The following is a 14,218-nucleotide window of genomic DNA, read 5'->3' as shown; positions in this document are numbered from 1 at the left end:
ATTTCTATTTCAATGACTGAAATATCCAATGGTTGAAGTTGCAGACCCACCACCTAGATATCACCGGGATTGATTATGATTACCTTAATATGGATGATAGCAAGGCAGCAGAAGCGATTCAGCCAAGGCCCCTCAAAGGTGTCATAAATACTATCTCAGTATTTCTAGCAGGGTTCGTTCTATAAACGCCACAATTATTGATCTATTTTAATGTTCAAAAAATCGCTGACCGTTGCGTCCATGTTCTGGCTAGCCCTGACTTCCGTCCATGCACAGGCCCCTGAACTTTCCCAACCCACGGCAGCGCAGCAGGCGGCTGCGCCGGTTACCGCATCAGGCCTCAAATCGAGGGTGTTGACGCTTGCCGCGATGGGACAACCGAACGGGATCAAGCTGACAGGACTGGTGAAATCGGTCAACCTGTCAACCGGTGTGCGTCTGGATGAATTCATCACCTCAGCAAAGCTGGATTTGAAGGCGATTTACCCGCCGGGTATGCGCCATGACCAGTCTTTCATTCGGGTGTATGTGAATGACCAACTGGCCGGCATGGCACAACTGAAAAAAGAAGACGCTGGCGCATTGCATGACATGCAAATTGACCTGAACCCGAACCTGTTCAGCGATTTCACCAACCTGCGCATTGAATACGACGGCACTTACGATGCGCAGTGCGTGTCGCAGGAAAACCCGACCCTTCGTTTCGACATCAGCCCGGACAGCACGCTGACCCTGGTTTCAAAGCCGCTGACACTGGTCAATGATTTGGCGCTTCTGCCGGCACCGTTTTTTGACCCTCGCGACAACAGCAAATTGAATCTGCAGGTGGTGTTGCCTGCCTCACACTCGGCGCAAGTGCTGAAGGCCGCTGGCATTTTGACTTCGTGGTTTGGTGCGCAAGCCTTCTATCGGCAAGCTGAATTTCATGTGGTGTCCGCGCCCGATGATGACCACAACACGGTTATTTTGAGCCTTGGCGACCAGTTGCCCCAAGGTCAGACCAAGGCTGACATCCGGGGCCCCACCCTTGAAATTGAAGCGGATCCTGTGAAGCCCTGGATCAAGCGGCTTTATGTGATTGGCCGAAACGAAGACGAACTGACGCAAGCAGTGCTGGGCCTTGTGCTGGAGGCGCAAACCCTGAGCGGGCAAAAAGCCGAAGTGAAGAAGGTGGACCTGGGACCAAACCGGAAGCCTTACGACGCACCCCGCTATGTGCCCACCAGCAGGCCAGTGCGATTTGCTGAACTGATGGATTACCCACGACAACTGGAGGTCAGCTCTGACAACCCGACAGCAACCCTGAACCTGCGCCTTCCTCCCGATTTGTTCAGCTGGGCGGGAAAGAACATTCCGATGTCGCTGAAATACCGATACACCGCACCATCCCGGTGGAATGACTCCTTGCTGAACATCGAAATCAACAACAATCTGATTCAATCGTTCAGGCTACCCCCGAGAGAAAGCCAGAACCAGAATCGATTGGGCTTGAACCTGTTGGGGCAGACCGAACTGGCTCAGGAAGAATCTTTTCAGATTCCAGCGTTCAGGGTGGGCGGATCCAACCAGTTGAGCTTCGGATTTGCATTCATGCCGGAAGGCGAGAAAAACTGCTCGGGCACCACACTGCCCGCGCGCGGCTCCATCGATCCGGAATCCACGCTGGATTTCTCTGACCTGCCGCATTACACCCCCATGCCAAACCTGACTGCATTTGCCAACGGCGGCTATCCATTTACAATTTATGCGGATTTGTCGCACACCGCTGTGGTTCTGCCTGTGCAACCCAACACACAGGAGGTGAATGGCTTTTTGAATGTGATGGGACTGTTCGGACAATGGACCGGGCTGCCTGGTACGCGCGTCACCGTGCTGTTTTCAGATCAGCTTGGTCAAATCCAGAACAAAGACTGGCTCGCCTTGGGCACCACAGACCGGATGGGATGGCTGGACAAAAGTAAACAATCCTTGCCCATGGTTTTGACTTCCATGCTGCGCACCATGAATGCGCCTTTGCCCATTCGGTGGTTTGATCAGTTCAGCAAATCCAGAAATCGCCCCAACAACCCGGAACAGGGTCGAGCCCTGATCGAGGCCAAAGGTGAGCTGGGTGCAATCATGGGCTTCGAATCGTCGTTTGCGGCCAAACATGCGGGGCTGGTCATTACAGGCACTGACTCCACCAGCTTTGAAAGAGCACTGGGCGGTTTGTCGAACTACGACGACGTGGCAAAAATCAGGGGCAACGTCACCTTGTTCCGTGGCGAACAAGTGGAAAGCTTTAACCTCGGACATTCCTACGTCAGCGGCAACCTGCCTTGGTGGCTGCGCGTTCGAATTGCGTTCTCGGAATACCCTGCGCTGATTGCCGTGACAGGTGCAGTGGCTGGCATCTTGATTGCTGTACTGCTGTTTGGCTGGCTTTCAAAGCGGGCAAGCCGACGCATGCAGGGTAAATAATTGAAAGGCTGGCGCATCGTCTTCGGCATGCTTGCGATGGGGGTGGCTTTGGCAACCACTGCCCCAAGCGCACGTGCGGGGGTCATGGGGACCATTGAATCCCTGTTTGGTGCCCACTCCGACTGGCCCGACTGGGCGCACTTCAAGCGCGCTTATCTCAGTGAAGACGGGCGAGTCGTCGATCACAGCGAGAGCGATCTTCGAACGGTCTCTGAAGGGCAGGCCTATGCCCTTTTCTTTGCACTGGCTGCCAATGACAAAGACAGTTTCAACCGAATTCTGACCTGGACGCAGAACAATCTGGCCGCGGGCGATCTTCGGAAAAACCTGCCCGCATGGATTTGGGGCAAAAGTGACAAAGGTTGGGCGGTCATTGACTCAAACAGCGCTTCGGACGCCGACTTGTGGATGGTTTTTACGCTGGATCAGGCCGGGCGCCTGTGGTGCAAGCCCGAATACACAGCCACTGCGAAGGCCATGGGCATGAATTTGCTCAACCGCGAAACCCAGGTGGTGACTGGTTTGGGGCTGTCACTGCTGCCCGGTGAAAAAGGATTCAGCAATTCGTCCGGCGATGTCCGACTGAACCCGAGTTATGCACCTGCATTTATTTTGGGCTATTTGGCCCAATCACAGGCCGAAGAGCCACGCTGGGCTGAGCTGTATCTCTCAAATCAGCGCCTTTTAATGCAAATGGCAAGTCATGGCAGTTTTGCAGACTGGGTCACGCTGAAAAACGGCCAATTGGGCCCGGCCGAGGACGGACGCGGAGATTACGACGCCATTCGAGTGTATTTGTGGCTGGGCATGGACGGTGGTGCAGACCCGATGGAGAAGAGCCTGATTCAACAAATCAAACCCTTTACCCGCGAAATTGCCAAGCGGGGTGCCGTGCCCTTGTGGGCCAACCCCTGGCAAGGCAAGGTGTCAGAAGACAACGGTCCAGCTGGGTTTCAGGTGGCTGCAGCGCCCTTGATGATCAAGCTGGGCGACAAGACACTGGCCCGGCAACTGGAATCAAAAGGCTTGACAAGCGATTCAAGCAAAGCATGGCTGGATTACGGCTACTACAACAGCGTTTTAACTTTGTTTGCCCGCGGCAATCTGCAGCAACGCTACAGCGTGAGCAGCCAGCATGGCATGCAACCCAGGACGTGGAAAGGCGGACATTGTGGCTAAACAGATCTGGACTTTGAGCACTGCCGGACTTTTGCTTGCAGCCACGCAAGGGGGGGCTTATGCCGTTGCCACGCCCAATGCGGGTACCCCCACGCAAAGTGTGGCTGAACAAACCTTGCTCTCCAAAGGCATTTATTGGATTAACCAGTACCGATATGATCTCGCCGTTCAGGCGTTTAATAAAATTTTGCTGACTGACCCGCACAATTCAGAGGCATTGAAATGGCAGGGCCTGGTTGACATGGCCAAAGGCAACACACGGTCTGCACAGGTTTGGCTGAACCGACTGCAAAGCGAGGCAGGTGCTGACGACCCCAACACGATTGAGTTGCGTCAGACCATTGAACTGGCCACCACCAAGCGGCAAAAATTCGCAGAAATCAAGTTCAGGGCCAATACCGAACAAGCGCGAAGCGGCCGTTGGGCTGACGATCTCAAGTCTCTTTTTGATCGCCCACCGCTGGGGCAGGCAGCCGTGGAGTACTACAAGGTTTTGAATCAAGACGCGAATTCAAGACCCGCAGTGCGCCAGGCGGTAGAGGCTCTAATTCGACAATTCCCTGAAGACCCCAGGTACCGGACCCTGCTGGCCGATCTGGGATATGGAAAAGGCGAGTTGAACTCGCCACCACAGGTGGCCAATTCAGCGCCTGCGCTGACCAAACAGACACCAAGAACCAAGACCAAGGCGCCTGACACACCCAAACCACCCGCGGTGGTCCAGCCGCCTAATCCGGAAACTGCCAAAGCGGCTGGGAATCCCGAAAAGACACCTGAGCTGTCAACATTTGACCAGGCCAAACAGCTCAGCGACGATGCAGACCAGCTGCTGGTCAAAGGTGAAACAGCCAAGGCTGAAGACAAATGGCGAGCCGCCATCGCGAAGGTGCCTGACTACGCCTGGTTCAGATACAGCCTGGCATCGGCATTGAATGACCAGAAGAAGCCTCAGGAAGCGCGAGACCTGATGGAGACTGGCCTTGCGCTGAAGCCGAATGACCCGGACATGATTTTTGCCAGCGTCCTGATTGCCAGTCAGCAAAACCGCGATCAAGACGCCCTGGCCTTGCTGAATCGCGTACCCAAAGACCAGTGGTCTTCGGGCATGTCAGGCATGGAAAGGCGGCTGAGCTACAACCAATATCTGGACCGCTTGAGGGCAGCACAGCGGCGCGATGACTACAACCAGGTGGCGGGCATTATTTCAGAGACCCCTCGCTGGCGGGCGGAACCTGAAGTGCAGGCGCTTGAAAAAGAAATCCGAATGCGAACCAGCCCGCGCATCCAAATGTCCACCGCGTCTTCAAAAATCGACGGCAGTGCAGGCGTGTCGGGCATCAAAACACAGGAAATTCCACTGCAGGTTGATTTGCCGCTCGACGCCAATCAAACCCTGTTTGTGCGGGCCGACTCATTGAAGGCAGAGGCTGGCACGGTTGACCCCGCCACCGCCAACACCTTTGCACAGGTGGGCACCGTGGTGACCAACTCGCCTGCGGTGCAACAGAATCTTTTGAATCAGAATTTCAGTGGCCAAGTGGTTGGCATTGGTCTGCAACAAGACCGACTGAGGCTGGACCTCGGCACGACAACCGGCAACTTGCCGGTGAATGACTGGGTGGGCGGTGTTCAATGGAAAACCGATCTGGGGCCGGGTTCGCTACGCTTGGAGCTGGCGCGGCGCATGGTGTCGGGCAGTGTGCTCTCCATGACTGGCGCAATTGACCCGGTGTCTGGGCAAGCCTGGGGTGGTGCTCGCCGAAATGGTGTGTCTGCCGTGGTGTATGAACCCATCACACCAACACTCGATTTTGTCGGCATCGCGCGGGCCAATCTGATTACCGGACATCATGTGCCCGACAACACCGAGCTGAACGCACAGGGCATTCTGAGCAAAACCATCTACCAAAAGGCGGGGCAGAAGGTCGAGGTAGGCGCCTCACTTTTTCTGTGGAAATTTGACAAGAATTTGCGCTATTACACCTATGGGCAAGGCGGCTATTACAGCCCTCAATCCTTCGCAAGCCTGACTTTGCCGATCACCTGGACTGGCAGCACCGAAAAATGGTCGTGGCAAGCGCAACTGGGCATTGGCGCAAGCCAATCGCGCGAAAGTGACGCGAACCTTTACCCACTGGACCCTCAACTGGCTCAGCAAGCTGCGGCACAGGGCAACCCCACGGTGATCGCTGGTGGCAAAGGTGGAGGGGCCAGTACCAGCTTTAAACTGGCGTTGGAGCGGCAAGTTTTGCCCTCGCTGGCCTTGGGAACCACGATCAACATTGATCGATCACAGGGCTACAACCCGGATGTGTTTTCGGTGTATCTCAAGTATTCGTTTCTGGATGAATTCCCGATCAGCCGACCACCGGAACCACTGGTTCCCTATTCAAGGTTTTGATGGCATGGACGCGCTGAATCCAGGGGTTTATGTCATCCAGACCCGATCCGTTGAAGGTCTAACCAAGCATTGGTTGAGGCTTTGGCTAAACAACAAGCACAACGGGCAATTCAAAGGCTGCTTGTGGTTGACCGGGCAACCTGCACATGAAGTTCAGGACTTTCTGGCCCCATTTCTGAAAGGGCCCAAACGCAATACCCGAGGTCTGGACGTGATCTCCATTCGCCCCACATTGAAAAACGGCAAGGCAGACACAGACATTCGAGGCCTGTGCAGGGCGCTGGACACCCACCTGTTGTTGACGCCCAATTTGGTGCTGATTGAAAGACCGGATTTGTGGATTCACTGTGACCGGATTTCACTGACTGAATCCAGTCCATTGAGGCAGATGATGCTGCTGCAACGTTGGGCTGCATTCCACAAAGCCTCCGTCATTCTGCCGCTGGCAGGGCGATTGAGCTCATGGGCGGCCTTTGCGGATGGACTTGCCAATTGGGACGCTCAAGCGGAAAAAACCACGCGATCTTGGTGGACGCAACCCTGGGGCAAAGTGTGCAATCTGTGGGGCGATTTGTCGGAAGACGCGGATCCAGCTGTATCAAAAATCGGCATCCGACTGACCAAAGCCGAGCATCTACACTTTCTTGCACGACGCGTATACCAGCTTCGATTTCAGAACGCGGAGCCCTGCGACATTCATGTCGTCAGCAATGGCCTGATCAGCGAGGCAGATAACACCATGCTGCTGCGCATGGGCGCCAACACAATCATCACCGACGAAGCGCGTTGGCGTCAGTCGCATGCGGAATTGGCTGAAGAGCGAATTCAGTGGATACCCGACTACAGCCACGACGACGCAGAACAATCCAGTAGCCACTTTGCCCAAGACCTTCATGAGGCGCTGACGCCCGGTCAACTGGTGCTCTTGAGTTCACGTGATTTTTCAGTCAACTGCCTGCAGGTGATTCATCAGGCCGCACGCTGGGGTATTTACTGCACCATCACCCGGCTGTCGCTGCTGAACCACGTGACGGCCAGCCAGGCTGCACGCCTGCTGAACCCCTTGGAGACTCGCGCCAGCGCCCTGGCCACCCTGGATGGGGTGTATTTGTTTCGGGTTTGGGCAAGCCCGCCTGACACAACGGCCCTTGACAACTGGTTGTCCGAGTGCTTTCAGGATGACCGAGCCACGTTGTTTGGCGGCCTGGTTCATTACGACGAAAAGCAGGCCCAGATCGAGCTGTTGCGGGCGCTCTCCAAGGAGCGGGAAGCTTTAAGCGCGATTGACCTGGAGCCCAAAGACCTCGGGGAACAGACCTCGCTGATTGACGTGTGGCGCGACGACCCGGCGCGCGGAAGGCTGAAGCGTCCCTGGATGCGAAGACTGGAAAAACTACTGCAAATGGAGCGACAATCGTGATCATCCTCGCATTCCTTGTCGTTGGCTTGCTGCTTGGCCTGTGCGTCAGTATTGTTCTCTTCCGTCTGATGCTGGCAATTCCGGCCACCCGGATCTGGCTAAGCGACAGGGTGAACTGGAGCAACAACGAACTACCCGACAACACCTATCAACTGGTCCGCCACGGCAAGTGGATTGCGGCCCCTAGCGACAGCGACGATTAAAACAGATGATCACCATCAACCTCATTTCATCCACAGGCGGCAGCGGCAGAACGAGCATTGCACTCAACCTGGCGCTGCTGCTGCACGAACTGGGTCGTGATGTGCTGCTCGTACAGGCAGACCCTGTGAACATGATGACTTATCAGCTGGGTCTGGAACATCGTTCTGCACTGGGCCTCGCACACTGCCTGTCTGAAGGGCGGGCGCTGTCAGAATCCATCGTAACGGCCGACAGTGGTCTGCGCTTGCTGCCCTTTGGCGACATGCAGGGGCAAGACCTTTACAGCGTTCAGAACCTTCTGGCCCGCACCGCAGATCCACTTCTGAACCTGATGGGGCAGCCCCCCCTTCATGAAAAGACTGTGATGGTGGTCGACCTGCCAAGGTGGCCCAATGTGTGGTGTGAGCGATTCATGGCGATCTCGGACATGAACCTGATCACCATGACCCCGGATTCAGGGTCGGTTCTGTCCTGCAACGCGCTGCTGCCCGCACTGCAAAACAGTCGCGGGGCGTCCTATTTTCTGATGAACCGATTTGAATCGACCCACGTACTGCATCTGGACATCTGGACCTTGTGCAAAATCAAGCTGGGACATCGATTGCTGCCGTTTTACCTGCATCAAGACCAGGCCCTGCCCGAGAGTTTTGCCACAGGCTCGCCCTTGAAGGACTATGCGCCGCTGTCACAACTGACGGAAGATTTTCAAAAGCGCTCCAACTGGATTGATCTGGAGATCGGATGAACGAGGAGACCATCAACCGCAGTCAGGTGATTCTTCAGTGGCTGGAAGTCAATCTCGGCCTGCGCGCTTACCCCCAACTGAACAGCCGCCAGCGGCTGCTCCGAATTTTCAGGGCGATCTGGTTCAAACCCGACAACCTGAATAGCGCGGGCTCGTCATTCAAAACTGGGCGCAACCTGTTTTTCGAGCTGTTTCTGATTGCAGGTCACATCCTCAAAACCGCAGTAATGGACCTGCTCGGGCCGCCACTGCGGCTGCTGTGGTGGCTACTCATGCCAGTGCGTCTGCTTCGGCACAGGCTTGCCAAATCAATCGACCAGTCGGTCCGACAAATGGGGCTGGTCAACCGGCTGGTTGAATTCAGTCAATTGAGTGTGTCCTCCAGATGGCTGTTCTTTCCGATCTTTCTGGCAGGTCTGGGGCTTTTTGCGTTCGTCGCGCAGGTGTCTCTACCGCTTTACGGTCAATGGGTATTCATTGGGGTGTGTTATGTGTTTGCCATGCTGTTCAAACGCATGCCCAAGCGGTTTGCCCACCTGTGCCTGATGATGCTGACCATGCTGGTGCTGAGTCGCTATGTGTTTTGGCGTTTCACCAGCTCGCTGGACCTGAATTCGGGCACCGAGCTGTTCTTGGGCTATCTTTTGGTGTTTGCAGAGGCCTACACCTGGTTGATTCTGGTTCTGGGCTTCATACAAACAGCCTGGCCATTGAACAGAAGGCCATTGCCCCTAACCAGCGATGTTGGGGACTGGCCGCATGTTGACGTGTTCATTCCGACCTACAACGAACCCCTTTCTGTGGTGAAACCCACGGTGTACGCCGCACGGGGTTTGGACTGGCCACAAAACAAAATTTCGATCTACATTCTGGATGACGGGCACAGGCCCGTGTTTGAGGAGTTCGCCAAACAGGCTGGCGTTGAATACATTTCCAGGCCAGACAATTCTCACGCCAAAGCGGGCAACATCAACTATGCGCTGAAGCACACCCACGGCCAGTACATCGCCATTTTTGATTGCGACCACATTCCCACACGGTCGTTCTTGCAGACCAATATGGGCTGGTTTTCCCGAGACCCCAACCTTGCACTGGTGCAAACACCTCACCACTTTTTCTCGGCCGACCCCTTTGAGCGTAACTTCAACCTGTTTCGCCAAATGCCCAATGAGGGCAGTCTGTTTTACGGTCTGATTCAAGACGGCAACGACTTCTGGGACGCCTCGTTTTTCTGTGGCAGTTGCGCAATCATTCGGCGCGATGCGCTACTGTCTGTGGGTGGAATCGCTGTAGAAACCGTGACTGAAGACGCACACACTTCTTTGAAGCTGCACTCGAAAGGGTACACCAGCGTGTACCTGAACAGCATTCAAGCGGCTGGCCTGGCCACTGAAACGCTGGCAGACCACATTGGCCAACGCATTCGCTGGGCCCGTGGCATGGCCCAGATTTTCCGGGTGGACAATCCCTTCTTCAAAAAAGGTCTGAATCTGTTCCAGCGGATCTGCTATGGCAACGCGATGCTGCACTTTTTCTATGGCATTCCGCGGCTGTTGTTCCTGATCATGCCACTGGCCTACCTGTACTTTGAACAACACCTGATCAATTCAGCCGCGGTCACCATCTTGAGCTACGCACTGCCCCAACTCATCATGGCCAGTTACACCAACTCGGCCATTCAGGGCAAATACCGTCGCTCGTTCTGGTCAGAAGTGTATGAAACCGTGCTGTCGTGGTACATCATTTTGCCAACCACCCTGGCCTTTTTTAATCCCAAACTGGGCAAGTTCAACGTGACCTCCAAAGGGGGGTTGATCGACTCCGACTACTTTGACTCAAACATTGCACGCCCCTACCTCGTGCTGATGCTGTTAAACCTCATCGGCTTTTTTGTCGGACTCGGTCGACTTGCTTTCTGGAACACCTACGAAACCGGCACCGTGCTGATGAACCTGCTGTGGTGCTTTTTCAACCTGGCCATTCTGGGCGCAGCGGTGGGTGTTGCCACAGAAGTCAGCCAGAAACACATTCACCACAGGGTGCGCATGGTGATACCCGCATTTCTGAAGCTGCCTGGGGGCTACACGCTGAATTGCCACACCGAAGAATACTCAGCCGCATCCATCACTTTGGCCGTGGCGCAAACCGAGCAATTGCGCGAATTCAGCGATGTGCAGGTGGGTCTGAATCGCGGCGATCGGGAGTTTCTGTTTCCAGCCAAACTGCGCCACATTGAAAGTGGCCGGGTCGAGGTGCACTTCACAGACCTGCGGTCCGAACAGGAGGCCCAACTCATTCAGTGCACCTTCGGGCGTGCCGACGCCTGGTTAAACTGGCAAGAACTCGAAGTCAAAGACCGAGCACTGAATGGCTTGAAGGACGTACTCCAACGTGGTCTGATCGGCTACGGGCGTCTGTTCAAGTGGATTGGGCGCGGTGTGAACGCGGGCGTTGAACGCCTGGTGCGAGGAAAGACCTCAACCCGCAGGGAGTGGGAACTGTAATGCTGTTTTGGAACCTTTATTTTTTAGTCAAAATAGGCTTGCAACTGGGTGGCAAACTTCAAATGTCCCCCTGGCTCAATCTCTTGCTGTTTGTCGCCCTGCTGGCGTTCCAGTGGATGCCCATTCGACGCGCTGGCCTGAAGGTGGCCTTGTCATTGCTGATTTTCCTGCCCTTGGCGTTTGTACTCGCGCTGCACGAATTTGGACTGGTGTTGTCCACCCAACTGTTTGACGAAATTCTGGCTCTTCGCAACTTTTCAGGTGACTACCTGCTGGAGCTGGTTCAACGGTCGATCTCGCCCACCCTGCTTTGGGGCGTTGCCATTGGCCTGTTGGCTTTGCGGGTGTTGTATCGCTATTTACGCATCACTTCCTGGGTGGGCGGCACACTGGCTTTGGTCTGCATCGGCCTGCTGCTGCCAGGCAAGTCGCAAAACCAGGCCCCACTGCAAGCCGCGCATTACACACCGGTCAGAGATGGCGCCTTGGCGGCTGAACAAATCGCGCTGGGCCCGCAGGATTTTGCAAAGCTGCAAAAGGCCAGAAATCTGCTGGATGGTCAAGGTGCGCCCGGCAGCGAAAGCACAGACAGCCCGCAATCCATCTTGACCCTATTCTTCCAGGAGCAAAAAGCAATCGCGCTGAATCACTTCACCCGAGGCATCGGGCAGCCCGACTTCGATCTTGTGTTTTTGCACATCTGCTCGCTCGCTTGGTCAGATCTTCGTTTCGCCAAACAAACTCAGCATCCACTGCTCAAGCAAGCCAATTTTGTCTTCACGCATTTCAATTCCGCCACCAGTTATTCCGGCCCTGCTGCGCTCAGACTTCTGCGCAGCAGTTGCGGACAGCCTGAGCACAATGCGCTGTATCAACGAGCCGACCCATCATGCCTGCTGTTTAATCAGCTGAATCAGGCGGGCTACAAAATTGAAGTGGGCCTGAATCACAACGGCAGTTTCGACAATTTCAAGACTGAAGTGCTTGACAACATTGGCGCACCCTACACGCAGCCCATCCAGTACAACCAGGTGGCCTTGGGCACGGTGGCCTTCGATGGCTCACCGGTGGCCCGAGACGGCGACTACCTGAAAGCCTGGTGGAAACAGAGAATGGCCAAGGACGCTGGCCCTGTTGCTTTGTACTACAACACCATCACCATGCACGACGGCAATCAGCTGCCCAACCATCGCATGAGCAGTGTACAAAGCTACCCGATTCGACTCAGCGGTCTGCTTGACGACATTGAGAGCGTGATTGCCCTGATCAGGCAATCGGGCAAACGCGCCCTGGTGGTTGTTATTCCGGAACACGGTGCAGGCATGACGGGCGAGTACGGGCAACTGGTGGGTCTGCGTGAATTGCCCACCCCAGCCATCACAGAAGTGCCTGTGCTGGGCTACTGGATTGATCCACAAGCGACCGAACAATCGACCAACAGCGCACCGATTGAAATCAAGCAGCCAACCAGTTACTTCCAACTGACCCGGCTGATTGACAACTGGATGACCTTAAGCCCGACCGATCAAGACAAAAACAACTGGGCACAGGTTGCAGCAGGTCTGAAGACCACACGGTTTGTGGCACAACAGGGCGACATCACCATTCTGGAAAAGCAGAATCAGTTTTTGATTCACACCCCGGGTGAGCCCTGGAAACCTTTGGGAGCAGCCAAATAAATGAGTCAACCATTCGACCCCGACAGCCCACCGTTTATTTTTATGCCGCCGGTTGACACGGCACACGACATCTACACCTTGAGCGCGCAGCTCGAAGGTTTCGATCACAACATGTATCAAGACATCCAGTATGACCAGGCTGTGTTCGACTCATTCCAGCGCTGGCCATTCCTGTTTCAACTGGCCATGAACCCCCAAAACTAAGCGGCCCGCTTGGCCTTCACCCCCGTTTTTTCGGGAATGCGCGCTGCGGCCTCCAGCTCCTCAAGACCCTCTTCAAGAAATTGCAGCAACTTCTGCATCGAGGGCAGTGTTCGCCGGCAAGCCACCAAACCGAACTCCAGCTTGCCGTCGTAACTGTTCAAAGTAATGTTCAAGGCCTGACCGTCCAGCAACAGAGACACAGGATAAACGCCATCCACCCCTGCGCCGTTGAAATAAAGCTTGTGCTTCGGCCCGGGCACATTGGAAATGACAATGTTGAATGCCTGTAGCTTCGGGGCGATACCCGTCAACATGTTGACACCACTGATTCCCATCATCGTGGCCACATAATTCATGATCTCGGTTTGCGACATGTTGGCAAAGCGCTGCTTTGAGTCGTTCACGGATCGGGCCACTTTTTCAATGCGCTCCACAGGATCTTCCGTGTCTGTGGCCAGGTTGGCCAACAGCAAGGCCACATGGTTTCCGGTGGCAGAATCGTCGCGTCGCAGTGAAACCGGCACCATGGCCACCAAAGGGCGCGCGGGCAAGGCATCCAGTTCCAGCAAATACTTGCGCAGGGCGGCACCGCACATGGCCAGCACCACGTCATTCAAGGTCATCTCAAGCTCCAGCGCGCAAGTCTTGATCCGCTCCATGGACCAGGACTGCGCGGCAAATCGTCGTGAAGCCGTGATGCGCTGATTCAATACACTGCGTGGCGCTTGAATCACAGACACAAAATCAGGGTCAGCCACGCTGGTTTGCCAGATCGAGCGGGCAACCTCTTTGATGACCTTGGGCAAACTGCTCAATTGAGTCTTCGTGGTGTCCAAAGCGCGGCCCAACAAAGTCACCAGCCCCTCAGCCTGTGCTGATCGCTGAGAATGGCCACGCAACTCAGCGTTGGCCCAAAACGGGGGCATGTCGTGAATATCCGGGCTGTCAGCCATGGAACGCTGCAGCATTTTCATGCAGGCAACCCCATCGACCAATGCATGATGCACCTTCACATACAGGCCCACTCGCCCGTCTTCAATCCCGTCAATCAAATAGGCTTCCCACAGTGGCTTGGCCCGGTCCATCTGGCTGGCATGCAACTTGGAAACCAGCTCCAGCAGTTCACGAATTCGACCAGGCTTGGGCAGGGACAAATGAAAAAAATGCGCCTCAAGGTCAAACTCGGGGTCTTCGTCCCAAAACCACATCCCCAGGCGAGAAACCAGCCGCTGGTTGAATGGCGCCACTGCCTCGGTGTAGGTGCGCATTTGCGCCACCATTTTCCGCACAAACTGCTCGCCGCTGCTTCCACCGGGGGCATCCAGCAGGATCAGGCCACCCACGTGCATGGGTTGGTTGCGACGTTCCAGCCACAAAAAAAGCTGGTCGTTGGGGGTCAAAGCTTTCATGGGTCTGTCTCCT

10 protein-coding genes are annotated in these 14,218 nt (G+C 55.3%); 9 read left to right on the top strand and 1 reads right to left on the bottom strand.

All coding sequences use genetic code 11. The annotated features are described in order from the left end of the window. The first annotated feature begins 210 nt into the window (after nucleotides 1-210). Genes bcsB through bcsR form a run of 9 tightly spaced genes read left to right on the top strand, consistent with a single transcriptional unit; the run spans nucleotide 211 to nucleotide 12,796 of the window. Complete coding sequence (gene bcsB / locus QQJ87_RS03005) at nucleotides 211-2,460, top strand: cellulose biosynthesis cyclic di-GMP-binding regulatory protein BcsB (RefSeq protein ID WP_284279855.1); 2,250 nt, start codon at nucleotides 211-213, stop codon at nucleotides 2,458-2,460. Beyond that, nucleotides 2,461-3,639, top strand: a complete 1,179-nt coding sequence (gene bcsZ, locus QQJ87_RS03000) for a cellulose synthase complex periplasmic endoglucanase BcsZ (protein WP_284279854.1) — start codon at nucleotides 2,461-2,463, stop codon at nucleotides 3,637-3,639. Beyond that, nucleotides 3,596-6,040 carry a cellulose synthase subunit BcsC-related outer membrane protein gene (locus tag QQJ87_RS02995; RefSeq protein WP_284279852.1) on the top strand — a complete coding sequence of 815 codons (2,445 nt, stop codon included), beginning with the start codon at nucleotides 3,596-3,598 and terminating at the stop codon, nucleotides 6,038-6,040. The genes bcsZ and QQJ87_RS02995 overlap by 44 nt, the downstream gene beginning before the upstream one ends. 4 nt (nucleotides 6,041-6,044) lie before the next feature. After that, the gene (locus tag QQJ87_RS02990) at nucleotides 6,045-7,460 is read left to right on the top strand and encodes a hypothetical protein (RefSeq protein WP_284279851.1); all 1,416 of its coding nucleotides are present in this window, start codon (nucleotides 6,045-6,047) and stop codon (nucleotides 7,458-7,460) included. Continuing rightward, nucleotides 7,457-7,663, top strand: coding sequence for a hypothetical protein (locus QQJ87_RS02985; protein WP_284279850.1), 207 nt, complete (start codon nucleotides 7,457-7,459; stop codon nucleotides 7,661-7,663). The genes QQJ87_RS02990 and QQJ87_RS02985 overlap by 4 nt, the downstream gene beginning before the upstream one ends. Before the next feature lie 5 nt (nucleotides 7,664-7,668). Next, complete coding sequence (bcsQ, locus tag QQJ87_RS02980; RefSeq protein WP_284279849.1) at nucleotides 7,669-8,409, top strand: cellulose biosynthesis protein BcsQ; 741 nt, start codon at nucleotides 7,669-7,671, stop codon at nucleotides 8,407-8,409. Further along, nucleotides 8,406-10,913: a UDP-forming cellulose synthase catalytic subunit gene (gene bcsA / locus QQJ87_RS02975; RefSeq protein WP_284279848.1), complete on the top strand. Its 2,508-nt coding sequence runs from the start codon at nucleotides 8,406-8,408 to the stop codon at nucleotides 10,911-10,913. Before bcsQ ends, bcsA begins: the two co-directional genes overlap by 4 nt. Then, on the top strand, nucleotides 10,913-12,592 hold the full coding sequence (gene bcsG, locus QQJ87_RS02970) for a cellulose biosynthesis protein BcsG (protein ID WP_284279847.1): 1,680 nt from the start codon (nucleotides 10,913-10,915) through the stop codon (nucleotides 12,590-12,592). Before bcsA ends, bcsG begins: the two co-directional genes overlap by 1 nt. Continuing rightward, complete coding sequence (gene bcsR, locus QQJ87_RS02965; protein WP_284279846.1) at nucleotides 12,593-12,796, top strand: BcsR/BcsP family cellulose biosynthesis protein; 204 nt, start codon at nucleotides 12,593-12,595, stop codon at nucleotides 12,794-12,796. Here the strand turns inward: bcsR and QQJ87_RS02960 are convergent. Beyond that, a complete protein-coding gene (locus QQJ87_RS02960; protein WP_284279844.1) occupies nucleotides 12,793-14,205 on the bottom strand; it encodes a WS/DGAT/MGAT family O-acyltransferase in 1,413 nt (470 codons plus the stop codon). The two genes, bcsR and QQJ87_RS02960, sit on opposite strands and share 4 nt — an antisense overlap. Nucleotides 14,206-14,218: the final 13 nt, after the last annotated feature.

This window comes from Limnobacter litoralis (assembly GCF_030160455.1).
Classification (GTDB): Bacteria; Pseudomonadota; Gammaproteobacteria; order Burkholderiales; family Burkholderiaceae_B; genus Limnobacter; species Limnobacter litoralis.
The sequence above is the reverse complement of the archived record's forward strand: the minus strand, read 5'-3'. Positions and strand labels throughout refer to the sequence as shown.